The organism is Brevundimonas sp. FG128, from assembly GCF_057809775.1.
This window is the reverse complement of the sequence record NZ_JBMDKP010000001.1, coordinates 95730-112020: the sequence shown is the minus strand read 5'-3', so window position 1 is coordinate 112020 and position 16291 is coordinate 95730. Positions and strand designations below refer to the sequence as shown.

General features: G+C 67.5%; 18 protein-coding genes and 1 other annotated feature. Of the genes, 5 read left to right on the top strand and 13 right to left on the bottom strand.

The window, feature by feature from the left end:
• Positions 1-68 precede the first annotated feature (68 nt).
• The 3 genes from ACODSC_RS00585 (at position 69) to ACODSC_RS00575 (ending at position 4382) form a co-directional block, all read left to right on the top strand.
• Positions 69-1547: a DUF1800 domain-containing protein gene (locus ACODSC_RS00585; RefSeq protein WP_488810821.1), complete on the top strand. Its 1479-nt coding sequence runs from the start codon at positions 69-71 to the stop codon at positions 1545-1547.
• Entirely contained in the window at positions 1544-2746 is a 1203-nt protein-coding gene (locus ACODSC_RS00580; RefSeq protein WP_488810819.1) for a DUF1501 domain-containing protein, read from the top strand. Before ACODSC_RS00585 ends, ACODSC_RS00580 begins: the two co-directional genes overlap by 4 nt.
• A 48-nt stretch (positions 2747-2794) precedes the next feature.
• Positions 2795-2858 (top strand) — a sequence feature (sul1 is cis-regulatory element that is thought to sense ions involved in sulfur or methionine metabolism; They are found in Alphaproteobacteria).
• A 39-nt stretch (positions 2859-2897) separates the two neighbouring features.
• Positions 2898-4382: a SulP family inorganic anion transporter gene (locus ACODSC_RS00575; RefSeq protein ID WP_488810817.1), complete on the top strand. Its 1485-nt coding sequence runs from the start codon at positions 2898-2900 to the stop codon at positions 4380-4382.
• Between the two features lie 6 nt (positions 4383-4388).
• Here the strand turns inward: ACODSC_RS00575 and ACODSC_RS00570 are convergent, their stop codons facing one another.
• Entirely contained in the window at positions 4389-4628 is a 240-nt protein-coding gene (locus ACODSC_RS00570; protein ID WP_488810815.1) for a hypothetical protein, read from the bottom strand.
• Between the two features lie 237 nt (positions 4629-4865).
• On the opposite strand from ACODSC_RS00570, the gene ACODSC_RS00565 reads away from it, so the two are divergent.
• On the top strand, positions 4866-5078 hold the full coding sequence (locus ACODSC_RS00565) for a cold-shock protein (protein ID WP_008260410.1): 213 nt from the start codon (positions 4866-4868) through the stop codon (positions 5076-5078).
• A gap of 554 nt (positions 5079-5632) precedes the next feature.
• Here ACODSC_RS00565 and ACODSC_RS00560 read toward each other — a convergent pair.
• The 6 genes from ACODSC_RS00560 to ACODSC_RS00535 all read right to left on the bottom strand — a co-directional run bounded on the left by ACODSC_RS00560 (position 5633) and on the right by ACODSC_RS00535 (position 10319).
• Positions 5633-6187 carry an NADPH-dependent FMN reductase gene (locus ACODSC_RS00560; RefSeq protein ID WP_488810812.1) on the bottom strand — a complete coding sequence of 185 codons (555 nt, stop codon included), beginning with the start codon at positions 6185-6187 and terminating at the stop codon, positions 5633-5635.
• 67 nt (positions 6188-6254) lie between these two features.
• Positions 6255-7469: a M16 family metallopeptidase gene (locus ACODSC_RS00555; RefSeq protein ID WP_488810810.1), complete on the bottom strand. Its 1215-nt coding sequence runs from the start codon at positions 7467-7469 to the stop codon at positions 6255-6257.
• A 47-nt stretch (positions 7470-7516) separates the two neighbouring features.
• Positions 7517-8218 (bottom strand): SURF1 family protein, encoded by a 702-nt coding sequence (locus ACODSC_RS00550; RefSeq protein ID WP_488810808.1) that lies wholly within the window; start codon positions 8216-8218, stop codon positions 7517-7519.
• Positions 8215-8616, bottom strand: a complete 402-nt coding sequence (locus ACODSC_RS00545; protein ID WP_488810806.1) for a DUF983 domain-containing protein — start codon at positions 8614-8616, stop codon at positions 8215-8217. Before ACODSC_RS00545 ends, ACODSC_RS00550 begins: the two co-directional genes overlap by 4 nt.
• Positions 8613-9521 (bottom strand): cytochrome c oxidase subunit 3, encoded by a 909-nt coding sequence (locus ACODSC_RS00540; protein WP_488810804.1) that lies wholly within the window; start codon positions 9519-9521, stop codon positions 8613-8615. The genes ACODSC_RS00545 and ACODSC_RS00540 overlap by 4 nt, the downstream gene beginning before the upstream one ends.
• Before the next feature lie 96 nt (positions 9522-9617).
• A complete protein-coding gene (locus ACODSC_RS00535) occupies positions 9618-10319 on the bottom strand; it encodes a hypothetical protein (RefSeq protein WP_488810802.1) in 702 nt (233 codons plus the stop codon).
• 165 nt (positions 10320-10484) lie between these two features.
• Here ACODSC_RS00535 and ACODSC_RS00530 point away from each other — a divergent pair, with 165 nt between their 5' ends.
• Positions 10485-11162, top strand: a complete 678-nt coding sequence (locus ACODSC_RS00530) for a basic secretory protein-like protein (protein WP_488810800.1) — start codon at positions 10485-10487, stop codon at positions 11160-11162.
• On the opposite strand, the gene ACODSC_RS00525 is transcribed toward ACODSC_RS00530, so the two are convergent.
• The 6 genes from ACODSC_RS00525 to coxB all read right to left on the bottom strand — a co-directional run bounded on the left by ACODSC_RS00525 (position 11159) and on the right by coxB (position 16077).
• Positions 11159-11590 (bottom strand): NUDIX domain-containing protein, encoded by a 432-nt coding sequence (locus ACODSC_RS00525; RefSeq protein WP_488810798.1) that lies wholly within the window; start codon positions 11588-11590, stop codon positions 11159-11161. The two genes, ACODSC_RS00530 and ACODSC_RS00525, sit on opposite strands and share 4 nt — an antisense overlap.
• Positions 11591-11601: 11 nt before the next feature.
• Positions 11602-12147: a cytochrome c oxidase assembly protein gene (locus tag ACODSC_RS00520; RefSeq protein WP_488810796.1), complete on the bottom strand. Its 546-nt coding sequence runs from the start codon at positions 12145-12147 to the stop codon at positions 11602-11604.
• Positions 12144-12317, bottom strand: a complete 174-nt coding sequence (locus tag ACODSC_RS00515; RefSeq protein WP_488810794.1) for a hypothetical protein — start codon at positions 12315-12317, stop codon at positions 12144-12146. Before ACODSC_RS00515 ends, ACODSC_RS00520 begins: the two co-directional genes overlap by 4 nt.
• Before the next feature lie 4 nt (positions 12318-12321).
• The gene (gene cyoE, locus ACODSC_RS00510; protein WP_488810792.1) at positions 12322-13287 is read right to left on the bottom strand and encodes a heme o synthase; all 966 of its coding nucleotides are present in this window, start codon (positions 13285-13287) and stop codon (positions 12322-12324) included.
• Positions 13288-13377: 90 nt separating this feature from the next.
• Entirely contained in the window at positions 13378-15063 is a 1686-nt protein-coding gene (gene ctaD / locus ACODSC_RS00505) for a cytochrome c oxidase subunit I (RefSeq protein ID WP_488810790.1), read from the bottom strand.
• A gap of 15 nt (positions 15064-15078) precedes the next feature.
• Positions 15079-16077 (bottom strand): cytochrome c oxidase subunit II, encoded by a 999-nt coding sequence (gene coxB, locus ACODSC_RS00500; protein WP_488812116.1) that lies wholly within the window; start codon positions 16075-16077, stop codon positions 15079-15081.
• Positions 16078-16291 lie beyond the last annotated feature (214 nt).

The window sequence follows — 16291 nt, the reverse complement described above, 5'->3', positions numbered from 1 at the left end:
AATTCTGATCGCGACGGAGTTTTACGCCTCGGTGCGTTGAATGATCGGGCGGGTATAGGAGACTGCATATGGCTTCATCTCCCATCGACGCGTCGATCGCCCTGACCCGGCTGGGCCTGGGCACCCGTCCCGGCGAGATCGACCGGGTCACGGCCGATCCGCGCGGCTGGGCCTTGGGCCAGATCCGTCCCGACGGCGCGCCCCAGCCCCCCGGCCAGTTCGCCGACACCACCCAGCGCATGACGCAATATATCGGCTATCAGACCGCCGGCCGCGCGCGCCGCGCCGAACGCCCTCGGGCCGCCGCGCCCGCCGCCGGTCCCGCCCCTGATGCGCAGGCCCCGGCGTCTTCTCAGGCCCAGGCCCAGCGCGAGGCCCGCCAGGCGGCCCGGCGCGACATCACCCAGGACACGGCCCAGGAATTCCTCGCCCGCACGCGGCTGGGCGCCACGACCGACGACGGCTTCGCCGAACGCTGGGCCCTGTTCTGGGCCAACGCCATCACCGTCTCCGCCGTCAAATTCACCAGCGGCGCCTTCGTGGGCCAATACGAACGCGAGGCGATCCGGCCCCATGTCTTCGGCCGTTTCGAGGACCTGGTCCTGGCCGCCGAACAGCATCCCGCCATGCTGCTGTATCTCGATCAGGCCCGCTCGGTGGGTCCCGACAGCATGGCCGGGACCCGTCGCAACGCCGGGCTGAACGAGAACCTGGCCCGCGAAATGATGGAGCTGCACACCCTGGGCGCAGACGGCCGCTATACCCAGGCCGACGTGACCGAACTGGCCCGCGCCCTGACCGGCTGGTCGATGCCCACAGCGCGCGATCAACGTCAGACCGCCCGCCCTCGCCGCGCCCGGATGGCGGCCGCACAGGCCCAGCCGGAGGCGAACGGCTTCGTCTTCCGCGCCAATGTCCATGAGCCGGGCGCCCGCACGGTCATGGGCAAGACCTATCCCGCCGCCGGCCTGGCCCAGGGTCAGGCCATCCTGCGCGACCTGGCCCGGCATCCGGCGACCGCCAAACGCCTGTCGCGCCGCCTCGCCGCCCATTTCGTCGCCGACGATCCGCCACCGGCCCTGGTCGCCCGACTGGAAGAGGCCTGGACACGTTCAGACGGCGACCTGACCCAGGTCGCCCGCGCCCTGGTCGCCGCGCCCGAGACCTGGACGCCCCAGCCCGCCAAGATCAAGACGCCCTATGAGTTCATCGTCTCGGCGCACCGCGCCCTGGGGACCGAACCCCGGCGCATTCAGCCTCTGCGCCAGGCCTTGCGGGACATGGGCCAGCCGCTCTTCGCCGCCCCCTCGCCCGAGGGCTGGCCCGACGCGGCCGCCGACTGGGCCGGTCCCGACGCCCTGGTCAAGCGGCTGAACTGGTCGCGCACCGCCGCAGACCTGGCCCAGACGGCCGACACCAACGCCGTCGCCGCCTCCGCCCTGGGGCCGCGCCTCAGCGAACGCACCCGCCTCGCCGTCGCCCGCGCTGAAAGCCGGCCCGAGGCCCTGACCCTTCTCTTCATGTCGCCGGAGTTCCAGCGCCGATGACCCACCTGAACCTGAACCGCCGCCGCCTGCTCGCCGTCGCCTCCGCAGGGGTCGGCCTGGCCTTCGCCGGCCGCGTCGCCGCCCAGTCGAACCGCCCGGCCAACAAGCTGGTCGTCGTCATCGCGCGCGGCGCCATGGACGGCCTGTCCGTCACCGTGCCCTATGGCGACGCCAACTATGTTCCCCTGCGCGGGGCCCTGGCCATCGGCGCGCCCGGCCAGGCGAACGGCGCCCTTGAACTGGGCGAGGGCTTTGGCCTGCACCCGGCGCTAGCTGGCCTGCACGACCTGTATGGCGCCGGCCAGATGCGGTTCGCCCCGGCCGTGGCCCTGCCGGTCCGCATCCGCTCGCATTTCGACGCCCAGGACGTGCTGGAGAACGGCGGCGAGGGTCTGCGTCAGCAGACCGACGGCTGGCTGAACCGCGCCATCGTCGCGGCGGGCGGCGCGTCGCTGAAGGGCCTGTCGATCGGCGCCCAGACGCCGTTGATCCTGCGCGGCGACGCCCCCGTCTCAAGCTGGGCGCCGGGCGGCCAGGTGCGCGGCGGCGACCGCATCGCCTCCCTGCTGCAGGACCTCTATGTCGAGGATCCCATGCTGGGCCAGAACCTGGCGCGCGGCCTGGCGACCGAGGAACTGGTCGCTCAGGGTCAAGATATGGAGGGCGAAGACGCCTCCGGCCAACGGCTGCGTCGCAACGACGTTCAGGGGCTGGGCCGCGCCGTGGCCCGGCTGATGAGCGGCGACGAAGGCGCCGACGTCGTCGCCGTCTCGCTGGATGGATGGGACACCCACGCGGGCCAGCGCGCGCAGCTTCAGACGCGCCTGACCGGCCTGGATCAACTGGTCACGGGTCTGAAGGACGGGCTGGGCGAAACATGGTCGCGCACCGTCGTCGTCGTCGCCACCGAATTCGGCCGCACCGCCCGCGCCAACGGCACGCAAGGCACCGACCACGGCACCGGCTCGTCGCTTTTGCTGGCGGGCGGGGCGGTGAAGCGCGGCGGTCCCATCGGCGACTGGCCGACCCTGGCCGACAACCGCCTGTTCGAGGACCGCGACCTGGCGCCGACCCTGGACATCCGTTCGGTGTTCAAGGGCGTGCTGCGCGACCACCTGGGCGTCGAACGCGCCGCCCTGGACGGCCGCGTCTTCCCCGGCAGCGCCGCCGAGGCCCCGGTGCTGGAGGGCCTGGTCTAGCCGCCCACTTGCTTTTTGCGGCGCAACATCGCATCAGGACGCCATCACCTTGGACCCGGCCCTGTTCGCAGGCGACGGGTGGCTATCCCCGCCGCCGATCCGCTGGGAAACCGAGCTGTCGGAGTACAGCTCATCCAGATGAAATCCTGAAATGTCCATCATCGCCTCCGCGCGCCAGCAATGGCTCGCCAATCCTCGCCGCGACCTGCTGGCGGGGACCGTCGTGGCCCTGGCCCTGATCCCGGAAGCCATCGCCTTCTCGATCATCGCCGGCGTCGATCCCGCCGTCGGCCTCTACGCCAGCGTGGTCATCGCCGTGACCATCGCCTTCGTCGGCGGGCGCCCGGCCATGATCTCGGCCGCCACCGGCGCCATGGCCCTGCTGATGGTCACGCTGGTTCGCGACCACGGCCTGGAATATCTGTTTGCCGCCTCGATCCTGTGCGGGGTGTTCCAGATCGTCATCGGCGTGCTGAAACTGGGCCGCTACATCAAGTTCGTCAGCCGCAGCGTCATGACCGGCTTCGTCAACTCCCTGGCCATCCTGATCTTCCTGGCCCAGATGCCCGAACTGATCGGCAGGGGCTGGATCACCTACGCCCTGGTCGCGGCGGCCCTGGTCGTCATCTACGGCTTCCCCCGCATCACCAAGGCCGTGCCCTCGCCCCTGGTCGCGATCGTCGCCATCAGCGCGGTGGTGATCGTGATGAAGCTGGACGTGCGCACCGTCGGCGACATGGGCCAGATGCCCACGACCCTGCCGATGTTCCATTTACCGGCCGTGCCCCTGACCTGGGACACCTTCGTCATCATCGCCCCCATCTCGGCGACCCTGGCCTTCGTCGGCCTGCTGGAAAGCCTGCTGACCGCCAATCTGATCGACGACATCACCGACACCCCGTCCGACAAGGACCGCGAGACGCGCGGCCAGGGCATCGCCAACATCCTGTCGCCCCTGTTCGGCGGCATGGCCGGCTGCGCCATGATCGGTCAGTCGATGATCAACGTCACCTCCGGCGCACGCGGGCGGCTGTCGACCCTGTGGGCCGGGCTGTTCCTGCTGTTCCTGATGCTGGTGCTTCAGGACTGGGTCGCGCAGATCCCCATGGCGGCCCTGGTCGCGGTCATGATCATGGTCTCGGTCGGGACGTTCGACTGGTCCTCGGTACGGAACCTGCGCACCCTGCCCTTCCAGTCTTCGGTGGTCATGATCGCCACGACCGTCACGGTGGTCGCCACCCATGACCTGTCCAAGGGCGTGATCCTGGGCGTCCTGCTGTCGGCCGTCTTCTTCATGCGCAAGGTCGGCAAGACCGTCGCCGTGACCGAAATCGAGACGCCGGAGGACGGCGTGCTGCGATATCGCGTCACGGGCCAGCTGTTCTTCGCCTCGGCCGACCTGTTCGCCGCCAGCTTCGAGCACCACGGCCACCCCAGCCGCGTCGAGATCGACATGACGGACGCCCATCTTTGGGATCTGACCGGTGTGGCGGCGGTGGACAAGGTCGTCTTCCGTTACCGCCGACAGGGCGCCCAGGTGGACGTCATCGGCATGAACCAGGCGGCCAGAACCCTGGTCGAACGTGTCGGGCGGTTCGAGAAGGAGCACCTGCCGGCGGGCGCCGGCGGGCACTGAGGACGGTCAGGCGGCGTCCGACGCCGCCTCCGCCTCGGCTTCGGCCCCGGCGTCTGCGGCCGCGTCGGCCTTGGGCATCTTGCAGATGCGGTTCAGGTCCGCCCGGATCGAGCTGCCCTGGAAATGCGAGATCTCCGCGCCGGAATAACCCTCGCCGGACAGGGCTTTGACGACATCGCCGGTGTTCAGGCAGTCGGGCGTACGGGCGAGCTGGTAAGCGCGCTCCACGACGTGGGTGCGGTTCATGGTAAGAGCCTTTCGTAGGCCACATCAACGCGCGGCAAGCTAAACCGTTCCGGCTGTTGAATTTCCTTCACACGGGCCACGCTTGCATTTGTCACAAAGGTCTGCGCACATAGGCTTCGTCGATCTCTCTGCGTAACGCCCACTCTCTCTGCGAACGCACGAGTCAAGGCCGCTCCCATTCAGACCCGACAGGCCGCAGGGGCGTTCCCTCGGTCAACTTCTAACGGAGGTCTCAAAATGGCTACCGGCACTGTCAAATGGTTCAACCCGACCAAGGGTTACGGCTTCATCCAACCCGACGACGGCGGCAAGGACGTCTTCGTCCACATCTCGGCCGTCGAAGGCGCTGGCCTGCGCGGCCTGGATGAAAACCAGAAGGTTTCCTACGAGCTGGAACGCGACAAGCGTTCTGGCAAGGAATCGGCTGGCCAGCTGCAAACCATCGGCTGATTTCAGCTTCACGGCTGATATGGCGACGGCGGCTCCTCACGGAGCCGCCGTTTTCAATTCCGGGTCTAGGCGGCCTCTGACAGAGGCTCGTCGCCCAGGGACCGATCGACAGGTCCCAGGCTGCAATCCTCGGCCCAGACGGCCTTCGGATCGGTCGTCGGTTCGAGACGGGGTGGATCGGGCCGCCTCATACGCGCGCCCAGACCGTCGAGCAGAGAGGCGAAGAGTCCGCCGAGATCTAGAACCTGATGGTCGAAGTGATCTTCATCTTGATACAGAGGCACATGGGTTCGCGTCCAATAACGCTGTTCCCGGTATCAGCGTTTTAGGAAGCATTTTGTTCCATTTCTCTCGCGTTTTTGGATATTTATTCTTCTATTTTATTTGAATGGGTAGAATATTTTACTGACACTTCCCGCAGTTCATAAAATATTCGCGCCACAATAACGTTGGATTTCAAGGCCGTTCGAACCTGACGACTTCCGGCTCCCGAGATTTCACTGGCGCCTTTACAGGCCGCGCTCGACGGCCGAGGCCCCTCGCGACAGAAGCGATCAGCCCTTCGTCTTGCCGATCCACGCCGCGAAGGCGTCCGTGAAGCTCTTCAGGAAATCGCGCGTCCCGTCGTTCTTCAGCTTGCCGCCTTCGTCCAGCAGATCGGCGACATTGCCGACATAGGCCTCGGGCTGCTGCATCACCGGCATGTTCAAAAAGACCAGCGGCTGGCGCAGGTGGTGGTTGGCGCCGAAGGCCCCGATGGCGCCGGGCGAGACGCTGACGATGGCGGCGGGCTTGGCCTGCCAGATGCTGTGGCCATAGGGGCGCGAGCCGACGTCCAGGGCGTTCTTCAGGGCGCCGGGGATGGAGCGGTTGTATTCGGGCGTGACGAACAGCACGGCCTCGGTGGTCGCCACCTCCTCGCGGAACCGGACCCAGGGCGCCGGCGGCGCGTCCGTCTCCAGATCGGGATCATAGAGCGGCAGGTCGCCGATCTCGATCAGTTCCAGCTCAAGCTCCGGCGCGGCGAGCGCCTTCATCTCCAGGCCGATGGCGCGGGAATAGGAGCCTTTACGCAGGCTGCCGACGATCAGGGCGACGCGGACGGACATGGGGACGGCTCCGGGCTGGACGGGTTCAAGCGCCAGCATAACCGATCCGCGCGCTGGGATGTTCCGCTTATCCCGCGAACAGGGCCGCCGCGAACGCCTCACCCGCCGGTCCGGCCGACTTGGGCCCCAGCACGGCGCTGGCCGCCTTGCCGCCCGCCAGCAACCGCCCGCCGACCGCCCGCACGTCCTCCACCGTCTGGGCCTCCAACTGTTCGGTCATCGACAGACTGGAGCGCGGGGCGCCGAAGATCAGGGTCTGGGCGGCGTTGCGGCCCGCCCGGCTCATCGGGTTCTCGTCGGACATCCACAGGCCCGCCTTCATCACCGCCTTGGCCCGCGACAGTTCCTTTTCGGTCGGGCCGGTCTCGGCCATGGCCCGCACCTCGGCCGCCGCCACCTCGGCCAACTCCTTGGCCCGATCCGCCGCCGCGCCCGCATAGATGCCCAGCACCCCCGTATCCTCATACGGCTCCTGATAGGCGTCGATGGCGTAGGCCAGGCCCCGCTCCTCGCGCGCGCTCTGGAACAGGCGCGAGGCCATGCCCCCGCCCAGGATCTCGCCGAACAGCCGCATGGCCGACAGGGCAGGATCGGTCGCCGACAGGGCCGGCAGCTGGAACACCAGATTGGCCTGTTCGATCTTGCGCGTCAGCTTGGCATGACCGCCGACGAAGGCCGCCGGCGCGGGCGTCTCGACAGGGGTCGCGACCGCATCGCCGAACCAGCGCTCGGCCAGGGCCAGCAGTTCGGTCTCGTTCACCGCGCCCGACACCGACACCACCATCCGGTCAGGCGAATACAGCCGCGCACGCCAGGCCTCGACGCTCGCCTTGTCCGCCGGCTTCAGGCTGGCGATCGAGCCCAGGATCGGCCGACCCAGCGGCTGTCCGGTGAAGGCGCGGGTCTGGGCCATCTCGAACACATGGTCGTCGGGCGTGTCGAAGGCCTCGGCGATCTCCTGGGCCACCACGTCCTTCTCGCGCTCGATCTCGGCGGGGTCCAGGGTGGGGCGGAACACCAGGTCCGACAACACCTGCATTGCCAGCGGCAGCGAGCCGTCCAGACCCCGCACCTCGAAACTGGTCCGCTCGTATCCGGTGGAGGCGTTGATCGTGCCGCCCTCGGCTTCGATCCGCTCGACGATCTCGCGCGCGGCCATGTCGCCGGCGCCCTTGAACACCAGATGCTCCAGCAGGTGCGACCAGCCGGAACGATCCTCCGCCTCCCACCGCGCCCCGCCCTTGACGGTGACGACGACGGCTAAAGTCTTGAGCCCCGGCATGGGATCGCAGACGACGCGGACGCCGTTGGACAGGGTGTGAAGGGAAGTCAGGAGATGTCTTTCTTTAGTCTGCGTCGAAGCAGGGCCACATAGAAACCCACGAGCGCGATCGCCAGTCCGAACCATGTCATCGCATAGCCCAAATGATTGTTCGAAAAGGCCGCAGGCGGCGCGGACGGCCTCAGGGCCGGGAACTCGGGATTGACGGCGGTGACGGCGAACACGGCTTCCGGCCGCACCGGCCCCGTGACGTTCAGCGCCTTGGCCATGGCGGCGGTGTCGCGGGCGTAGAACCGTCCGTCCCTTGGGGCGGGGCTCATCGCGCCCGGCTTGTCGAAGGTGCGGAACTCCCCGACCATCACCAGCGGCAGGGTGGTCGGGATCACACGCGGCCGCGCCGTCACCCCATCGCCGACGAAGCCCCGGTCTATCAGCAGGGTGAAATTCGCGCCCGCCGGTTTGCACGCCGAGATCAGCCGCACCCCGGCCTCTCCGTCATGGATGGACTGCAACTCGATGAAGGGCGCGCTGGCCAGGCCCGGACAGACCATCAACGCCTTGCGGAACTCCAGGTCGCCTTCACCCAACACCTGATCCAGCGGCGCAGGCGGTTTCGCCGCCGCCGCATCCGCCGCCGCGATCAGGCCTTCCTTCCATTTCAGCCGCTCGACCTGCCACACGCCCAGACCGATCAGCAGGATCAGGGCCAGGACCGTCAGCACGGTCAGTATCCAGGGAAAACGCTTCATCGCTGGTTCCGGTATTGCAACCCGATCATCAGCCCCCGTCCCGGCCGCATCAAGGCCAGCGACACGGCCACGACCAGCGGCAGCCAGACGATCAGATGCACCCACATGGGCGGATGGAATTTGATCTCGACGAACAGGGCCGAGAACCCGACGATGAAGCCCACGATCTGCATGATGAAGCTGGCGGGACCGTCGCCGGTCTGGATGGTAGTGTAATCCAGGCCGCAGACCGCACAGGCCGGCGCCACCTTCAGAAAGCCCGCGAACAGCGCGCCCTGCCCGCACCGGGGACAACGCCCCCGCGTCGCCGCGCGAACCGGCCTGTCGCAAACGACGACGGCGCGGGACGATCCCTCGTCCCGCGCCGCATCGAGGTCTTCAGGACCGTCTTGGATCAACCGAAGACGACGTAGACGAAGGCGAACAGGAACAGCCAGACCACGTCCACGAAGTGCCAGTACCAGGCCGCCGCCTCGAAGCCGAAATGCTTCTGCGGGGTGAAGTCGCCGGCCAGCAGGCGGATCAGGCAGACCGCCAGGAAGATGGTGCCGATCAGGACGTGGAAGCCGTGGAAGCCCGTCGCCATGAAGAAGATCGAACCGTACAGGCCCGAGTTGATGGCTTCCTCGTTGAAGAACAGGTGCTCGTGGATGATGTGGTGATATTCATACGCCTGAACGCAGGTGAACAGCACGCCCAGGGCGACGGTGATGGCCAGGGCGATCTTGGCGCCCTTGCGGTCGCCGACCTGGATCGCATGGTGCGCCCAGGTCACGGTGCAGCCGCTCAGCAGCAGGGTCACGGTGTTCAGCAGCGGCAGCTGCCAGGGGCTCAGCACCTCGACGCCCTTGGGCGGCCAGGTCGACCAGGCCTTGGCCGTGTCGGCCCAGGTGCCGACTTCCGGCGTCAGCGCCCGCGATTCATGGAACAGGGCCATGTCGAAGAACATCCAGAAGAACGCCACGAAGAACATCACTTCCGAAGCGATGAACAGCAGCATCCCGTAGCGCAGGCCCAGGGACACGACCGGGGTGTGGTCGCCCGCCTTGGATTCCTTGATCACGTCCGACCACCAGCCGAAGGCCGAGATCAGCACGCCGGCCAGACCGGCGAAGAAGACTGCGGCCTTGCCCTCGGCCAGGAAGTTGGCGGCGATCGGTCCGTTCTCGGCCGGGGCCAGGCCCTTCATCCAGATCACCGCGCCGATGAACATGATGGTCGCGGCGATGGAGGACACCAGCGGCCAGGGGCTGGGCGCCACCAGGTGGTAGTCGTGCTGCGGAGTGGCGTGGGCGTCAGCCATGAATCGCGTCTCTTTGGTCGGCCAGAGTCGGTTATGACAGCGGCTATAGCGTCCCCTTTTCCGCGACGCCAGAGCCGTGCCGTGTTTCGGCCTTCTTCAACCGCGCGCCGGCGGATCAGCGGGGTCGTCGGACGTCGAGGTCGCGCCCATGCCCCCGCCCATACCCCCGCCGCCCATTCCGCCTCCCATGCCGCCGCCTCCGCCGCCTCCCCCGCCGGAGCCGCCGCCGCCCCCGCCGCCCCGACCGCCGCTCGACGACGGCCGCGTCGGCCCTTGGAGGGGGATGTCCAGCCCGGTCGGCACGGGCGCCAGATCCAGCGCCTGGCGGACGAAGTCGCGCAGCGAGACCACCAGCTCATGCGTGCGCACCGGCCGCCCCGCCACCAGTTCGCGCGCCGCCTGCTGGGCCAGCCGCACCTGATCTTCGGTCCCCAGCAGGATGATGTCGGCCAGACAGGCCTCCACCGCGTCGCGGATGCGGCGGGTGCGGTCCGAGCCGGCCGCCGCCTCGGCGCTCAGGTCCAGCGTCGCGCCCTCGGCGGGCGCCGTGCGGCGGTTCAGGTCGCGCTTGTGCGTCGGATCGACGGTCAGGGTTCCGGTGAAGGAGCCGCCCAGCACCTTGTAGGCGGCGATCAGCGTCTTGAGCCGTTCGTTGATCTGGCGGTTCATCCGCTCGCGCCGCTGCTGGATGGTGAACATCATCACCAGCCGTATGCCCATGCCGATCAGGGTGACCAGCGCCAGCCCCACCAGGGTCAGCAACAGGTTCTGCCAGGAGCTGAAATCCAGACCGCGCATCGTCGTCTCCTCGGCGCAACCGCGCGTCCACAGGGTAGTGGCGGCAGGGCGGCTGTCCAGAGCCTGTCCGGCCGACAAAATATCCAGCCCGCACCCAGCGGATCGGTCTTGCCCAGGCCGGGGCCGGCATGGTCACTGACCGTCTCGATGCCTGGAGCCGAACCTATGCGCCTTCCCGCCCTTCTCGCCGCCGTCCTGACCCTTGGGGCCGTTCATGCCGGAACCGCCCATGCGGCCGAGACGCGCATCTATGATCGCGACGGCCTGGTGCTGGACTTCCGCGACGCGGCGGGCACGACGGATCAGGCGACGGCGGATCGGATGATCGAGACCTTCTTCACCGTCTATCCCCGGCTGATGGCCGACTTCAATCCGCAGGCGTCGCGGCGCGTGACCTTCGTGATGGACCCGGCGATGGACGGGATCGCGGGCGCTTCCGGCGACGTGGTGATGTTCGGCTCCCGGTATTTCCAGCAGCATCTCGGCGACACCGACGTGGTGACGCACGAGGCCATGCATGTGATCCAGGCCTATGGCGACCGGCCGGTCCCCGGCTGGCTGACCGAGGGCATCGCCGACTATGTCCGCAATCGCTACGGCGTGGACAATGCGGGGGGCGGCTGGAGCCTGGGCGACTATTCTCCCGACCAGAAGCTGGAGGGCGGCTATCGCGGCGCGGGTCGGTTCCTGACCTGGCTGGAGACGCACGGCCATGCCGGGGTGGTGAAGAGCCTGGACGCCCAGGCCCGCGCCGGAACCTACACGGAGGCGGCCTGGCGGACCCTGACGGGCAAGAGCCTGCCGGACCTGTGGGCCGACTACGCCGCCGCGCCCGCCCTCTAGCGAACGCCCTTCTGGCGTTCGGCCAGGGCGGCGAACGCCTTGGCGGAAAAGGCCGACAGCGGCTGGGGCAGGTCCTCCGGATCGAACCAGCCGATGTCCGACAGCTTGTCGGGCTCGGTCAGCGTCGCCTCGCCGGTGAAGTCGCGCGTGACATAGATCAGCGACACCCAGTGCTGACCGTCCGCCGGAATGATCTCTTCGGCCAGGCACAGGAAGTCGACGGCGCCGATCGTCAGCCCGCTCTCTTCTTCCGCCTCGCGGCGAGCGGCGATGTCGGAGGTCTCCATCAGGTCGACCTTGCCGCCGACGATGTTCCAGAATCCGGCCTCGGGGGCCTTCAGCCGTTTGCACAGCAGCACCCGCCCGTCGTCGCGCTGGATCACCAGACCGCAGCCGACGCCCGGAAAATCGACGCCGGGCTTGCCCACGCCGTCCGGTCTCAGGCGGTCGGCCCCGTCGGCGCATCGACCGACGGATAGAAGGTGTAGCTCAGGGTGATCTCGCGCGCGCCCCGCGCCTCGCGGTCGGTGGCCAGCTCGGGAGCGATGAAATACTGCACCGGGAACTGGCGCGTCTCGCCCGCCTTAAGCGTCTGGTCCGAGAAGCAGAAGCATTGCAGCTTCTGGAAATAGGGGCCCGTATATTCCGGCACGACGTTGTAGCCGGCCCGCACCTGAATCGGCTTGTCCGAGGTGTTGGTCACGTCGAAATAGGCCAGGCCCGTCTCGCCGATCCGCACCCTCTGGGTCGCCTGCTCGGCCTTGAAGGTCATGGGCACGCCGCGGACATTGGTGTCGAACCGCACCAGCACCGTCTGGTCCAGCACCGTATCGGGCGCCTTTTCGGCCCGGCGCACCGTGCCGTCGAAGCCCGTGACCTGACAGAACATCCGGTACAGCGGCACCGCCGCAAAGGCCGCGCCCGTCATCCCCATCACGCCCAGGACGCAGAGGATGGCGATCAGATTCTTGCGGCCCGGCTTCATTGCGCCGTGGTCCCGGTCGCCGCCTCCAGCAGCGCCCGCTCGGCCGCCTGGTTCTGCTGCAGGCGCAGGACCGTGGTGGTGAAGACCAGAACGATGAAGGCGACCAGGGCCGCCGCGATCCAGACGTTGCGACGCTTGCGCGCGCGAAGTTCCTCAGGCGTCAGACGCATGGTTTTACGCTCCCAGACCGGACAGGGCCTCGACCAGAAGGGCCGAGAACAGGGCCATCAGATAGAGGATGGAAAAGGCGAACAGGTCGCGCGCCGGTTTGGCCTGGGCGCGCACATCATACAATGCGGCTTCGCGCCCCACGGCCTCGGCCTTGTCGGGCTCGTCGCCCGCGCGCGAGCGATAGAGCCGGATCGCCAGCCCCAGAAAGCCCAGGCCGCCCGCGACCGACACCACCAGATAGATCAGCCCACCCAGACCGGCGAAGGCGGGAGCGATGGCGACCGGCACGAAGACCAGGGTGTAGATCAGGATCTGCAGTCGCGTGGACTTGGCGCCGCGCGCCACCGGCATCATGGGAATGCCCGCCTTGGCGTAGTCGCCGGCCGAATACAGCGCCAGCGCCCAGCTGTGCGGCGGGGTCCACAGGAAGATGATGGCGAACAAGAGCCAGGCCTGCCACGGCGCATGGCCCGTCGCCGCCGCCCAGCCGATCACCGGCGGAAAGGCGCCCGCCGCCCCGCCGATGACGATGTTCTGGGGCGTCCGACGCTTCAGCAGCAGGGTGTAGAAGCCGGCGTAATAGACGATGGTCAGGGCCAGCAGCCCCGCCGCCAGCCAGTTGGCGTTCATGCCCAGCAGCATGACCGAAAACAGGCTCAGGATGACGCCGAACGCCATGGCGTCGTTCTTCTTGACCCGACCCGCCGCCACCGGCCGGCCGCGCGTGCGCCGCATCAGGGCGTCGGTCTCGCCTTCCAGCGCCATGTTCAGGGCGCCGGCCGCGCCCGCGCCCACCGCGATGCACAGGATGGCGATGGCCGCGACGAACGGATTGATCGACCCCGGCGCCACCACCAGCCCCGTCGCGGCGGTGAACACCACTAGCGACATCACGCGCGGCTTCAACAGCTGGAAGAAATCCTCCGGCTGGGCGGTCGATACGAGGGGTCGGGTCTGAACTTCGGTCATCTGTGCGCGCCGCATAGCACACCCAAAAGCAGAAGGCCGCCCCTTCCGATGGAAAGAGCGGCCCTCAGTCTCAGATTGATCTTACGGCGATCAGTGTTCGTCGCCCTTGACCACCGGCAGTTCGTTGAACTGGTGCGCCGGGGGCGGCGAGGACAGGGTCCATTCCAGGGTCGTGGCGCCTTCGCCCCACGGGTTGGCGACGCCCGGACGACGACGGATCGCCGCCTCGGCCAGCATGATCAGGAAGACCAGCACGCCGACCGCCGTGATGGCGTAACCGATCGACGACACGTGGTTCCACAGGGTGAAGGCCTCGGGATAGTCGATGTAGCGACGCGGCATGCCCTGCAGACCCAGGAAGTGCTGCGGGAAGAACACCAGGTTCACGCCCACGAACATGATCCAGAAGTGGGTCGCGCCCAGGAACTCGTTGTACTTCACGCCGAACATCTTCTCGAACCAGTAGTAGAAGCCCGCGAAGATGGCGAAGACGGCGCCCAGCGACAGGACGTAGTGGAAGTGGGCCACCACGTAATAGGTGTCGTGCAGGCTGTAATCGATGCCCGCGTTGGACAGGACCACGCCGGTCACGCCGCCGACGGTGAACAGGAAGATGAAGCCGATCGCCCACAGCATGGGCGTCTTGAAGCTGATGGAACCGCCCCACATGGTGGCGATCCAGCTGAAGATCTTCACGCCCGTCGGCACCGCGATGATCATGGTGGCGGCGATGAAATAGGCGCGCAGATTGATGCTCATCCCGACCGTGTACATGTGGTGCGCCCACACGATGAAGCCGACGAAGCCGATGGCCACCATGGCGTAGGCCATGGCCAGATAACCGAACACGGGCTTGCGGCTGAAGGTCGAGACGATGTGGCTGATGATGCCGAAGCCCGGCAGGATCAGGATGTACACTTCCGGGTGGCCGAAGAACCAGAACAGGTGCTGGTACATGACCGGATCGCCGCCGCCGGCGGGATCGAAGAAGTGGGTGCCGAAGTTGCGGTCCGTCAGCAGCATGGTGATGGCGCCGGCCAGGACGGGCAGGCTCAGCAGCAGCAGGAAGGCGGTGATCAGCACCGACCAGGCGAACAGCGGCATCCGGTGGATCGTCATGCCCGGCGCGCGCATGTTCAGGATGGTGGTGATGAAGTTGATCGCGCCCAGGATCGAGCTGGCGCCCGCGACGTGCAGGGCGAAGATGGCCAGGTCGAAGGCGGGTCCGACGTGGCCCGTGGTCGACAGCGGCGGATAGGCCGTCCAGCCCCCGCCGAAGCCCTTGCCCGGTCCGCCGTCGGTGAACATCGACAGGATCAACAGGCACCAGGCCGCGACCAGCAGCCAGAACGAGATGTTGTTCATGCGCGGGAAGGCCATGTCCGGCGCGCCGATCATGATCGGCACGAACCAGTTGCCGAACCCGCCGATCATGGCGGGCATGACCATGAAGAAGATCATGATCAGGGCGTGGGCCGTGACCACGGCGTTGTAGCCGTGCTTGGACTGCTCCACGAGACCCAGCAGCTGGATCGAAGAGCCTTCCTTGAAGATCTGGATGCCCGGCTCGGCCAGTTCCCAGCGGATCAGGCCCGACAGGGCGCCGCCCACGATGCCCGCCATGATGGCGAACATCAGGTACAGGGTGCCGATGTCCTTGTGATTGGTGGACAGGAACCAGCGGGTGAAGAAGCCCAGCTTGTGGTCGTCGTGGTGATGATGGTCGTGAGCGTGACCGAGGTCGGTCGCGTCGCGGGTTACGGTAGCGTCAGCCATATGTCTTTTCGCCTCTTACTGGGCGGCCGGCGCGGCGGGCGCCGCGGCGGGAACGGGTTGGGCGGCGGTGGCACCGACGGGGGCGGCCGCAGCCGCCTCCGGGGTTTCACCGGCGGCAGGCGCGGCAGCCGCGGCCGGAGCGGCGGCGGTCGGCGCCGCTTCGGGCGGCTTCGGCGTCATGGAGCCGCCCTTGGAGGCGATCCACTGTTCGAACTGGGCCTGGGTCACGACGTTGATCTGGATCGGCATGAAGGCGTGGTCGACGCCGCACAGTTCCGAGCACTGGCCGTAGAAGACGCCGGTGCGTTCGGCCTTGAACCAGGTGGTGTTGATCCGGCCGGGAACCGCGTCGGTCTTCAGGCCGAAGGCCGGCAGGGCGACGGCGTGGATGACGTCGGCGGCGGTGATGACCAACTGCACGGTCTTGCCGACCGGCACGACCATCGGCTCGGTCGCGGCCAGGCGATAGGGCACGCCGCGGGCCTTGGCTTCCTCTTCCGGGAGCATGTTGGAGACGTATTCGGCGACGCCCTGGTCCGGGTACTCATAGGCCCAGTTCCACTGGTTGCCGGTCACCTTCACCGTCAGGTCCGGCGTCGGCATGTCGTGATAGGCGAACAGCAGGCGGAACGAGAACAGGGAGATGAAGACCAGGATCACCACCGGCAGCACGGTCCAGATGATCTCGACCGTCGTGTTGTGGCTCCAGCGCGCGGGCGTCGGATTAGCCTTCTTGTTGTAGCGGAACACGATCCACGCCAGCAGGCCCAGCACCAGCAGGGTGATGCCCGTGATGATCGGCATCAAAACGATGTTGTGGAACCAGATGGCGTCGTGCTTCAGCGGCGCGGCGGCGGGCTGCAGATCGATGCCGCCCGGCGTCGGCTGACCCATCAGGTCCTGCGCCCAGGTCGGCGCGGCGGCGAACATCGCCAATCCTGCGCCCAGAACAACGGAAGACGCAGAAGCCGCAGCTCCCTTGAGCGTCTCTCGGGCTCGCGTGCCCATCCCCATACGAGACTTCCCCATAAAACCGTTTTGCAGCAGATACTTGCGAATGGCTCGCAAGAGATCACGCTGGCGCGACTCCCACGCCCGGCGATCTCGGTCACCTATCGGATCGCTTTCGGCTTGCCAAGCGATCAACGCCATCGACGCCTTCAAGCCGCCGCCAAGCGGCCTCGATTAAATCGCTGTCATGTTTCGCCAGCTACCTTGCACTAACAGA

Excerpts from the sequence above, each read along its gene's own strand:
- ACODSC_RS00560 (WP_488810812.1), bottom strand. The coding sequence starts at position 6,187 with ATGTCCGTCCGCGTCGCCCTGATCGTCGGCAGCCTGCGTAAAGGCTCC.
- ctaD (WP_488810790.1), bottom strand. The coding sequence starts at position 15,063 with ATGGCTGACGCTACCGTAACCCGCGACGCGACCGACCTCGGTCACGCT.
- ACODSC_RS00570 (WP_488810815.1), bottom strand. The coding sequence starts at position 4,628 with ATGAACCGCACCCACGTCGTGGAGCGCGCTTACCAGCTCGCCCGTACG.
- ACODSC_RS00575 (WP_488810817.1), top strand. The coding sequence starts at position 2,898 with ATGTCCATCATCGCCTCCGCGCGCCAGCAATGGCTCGCCAATCCTCGC.
- ACODSC_RS00555 (WP_488810810.1), bottom strand. The coding sequence starts at position 7,469 with ATGCCGGGGCTCAAGACTTTAGCCGTCGTCGTCACCGTCAAGGGCGGG.
- ACODSC_RS00515 (WP_488810794.1), bottom strand. The coding sequence starts at position 12,317 with ATGCGTCTGACGCCTGAGGAACTTCGCGCGCGCAAGCGTCGCAACGTC.
- ACODSC_RS00530 (WP_488810800.1), top strand. The coding sequence starts at position 10,485 with ATGCGCCTTCCCGCCCTTCTCGCCGCCGTCCTGACCCTTGGGGCCGTT.
- ACODSC_RS00520 (WP_488810796.1), bottom strand. The coding sequence starts at position 12,147 with ATGAAGCCGGGCCGCAAGAATCTGATCGCCATCCTCTGCGTCCTGGGC.
- ACODSC_RS00580 (WP_488810819.1), top strand. The coding sequence starts at position 1,544 with ATGACCCACCTGAACCTGAACCGCCGCCGCCTGCTCGCCGTCGCCTCC.
- ACODSC_RS00585 (WP_488810821.1), top strand. The coding sequence starts at position 69 with ATGGCTTCATCTCCCATCGACGCGTCGATCGCCCTGACCCGGCTGGGC.
- ACODSC_RS00550 (WP_488810808.1), bottom strand. The coding sequence starts at position 8,218 with ATGAAGCGTTTTCCCTGGATACTGACCGTGCTGACGGTCCTGGCCCTG.
- ACODSC_RS00540 (WP_488810804.1), bottom strand. The coding sequence starts at position 9,521 with ATGGCTGACGCCCACGCCACTCCGCAGCACGACTACCACCTGGTGGCG.
- ACODSC_RS00535 (WP_488810802.1), bottom strand. The coding sequence starts at position 10,319 with ATGCGCGGTCTGGATTTCAGCTCCTGGCAGAACCTGTTGCTGACCCTG.
- ACODSC_RS00565 (WP_008260410.1), top strand. The coding sequence starts at position 4,866 with ATGGCTACCGGCACTGTCAAATGGTTCAACCCGACCAAGGGTTACGGC.
- cyoE (WP_488810792.1), bottom strand. The coding sequence starts at position 13,287 with ATGACCGAAGTTCAGACCCGACCCCTCGTATCGACCGCCCAGCCGGAG.
- coxB (WP_488812116.1), bottom strand. The coding sequence starts at position 16,077 with ATGGGGATGGGCACGCGAGCCCGAGAGACGCTCAAGGGAGCTGCGGCT.